The following is a 552-nucleotide window of genomic DNA, read 5'->3' as shown; positions in this document are numbered from 1 at the left end:
GTCCGGCCGCCCGGTCCGCCGGCGACCGCGTCGCCACGCTCTACGCCCAGGCGGAGCGGGCCACCGAGCGCTACAACGCGGCGCAGACGCGCACCCGGACCCTGCGCCGCGAGGTCGACCGGATCCAGGACCGGGTCGCCCGGGGCCAGGGGCGGGTCAACCGGATGCGGGTGGCGCTCGGCGCCCTCGCGGGCGGGCAGTACCGCACCGGCGGGATCGACCCCGGCCTCGCCCTGCTGCTGTCCGGCGACCCGGCGCAGTACCTCGACCGGGCCGCCACCCTGGAGCGGATCACCAGCCGCCAGGCCGCCCAGTTGCGGGTGGTGCAGAGCGCTCAGCGCACCCTGCGGCAGGAGCGTGCGGAGGCCGCGGCCAAGCTGGTGAAGCTGGAGCACAGCCGCCGGACCGTGGCCCGCCACAAGCGGGCGGTCCAGCACCGGCTGGCCACCGCGCGGCGGCTGGTGAACGCGCTGCCGCCCAGGGAGCGGCAGACCTATGGGCAGCACCGCGCCTCGCGGGCGGGCGGCCGGGAGCCCGGCGCCCTCGCAGGGC

At 78.8% G+C, this 552-nt stretch carries 1 protein-coding gene; it reads left to right on the top strand.

All coding sequences use genetic code 11. The annotated features are described in order from the left end of the window. On the top strand, nucleotides 1-552 hold a 552-nt coding region (locus KN815_RS49615), incomplete at both ends, for a coiled-coil domain-containing protein (RefSeq protein WP_372458674.1).

This window comes from Streptomyces niphimycinicus (genome assembly GCF_018883605.1).
Lineage (GTDB): Bacteria > Actinomycetota > Actinomycetes > Streptomycetales > Streptomycetaceae > Streptomyces > Streptomyces niphimycinicus.
The sequence above is the reverse complement of the archived record's forward strand: the minus strand, read 5'-3'. Positions and strand labels throughout refer to the sequence as shown.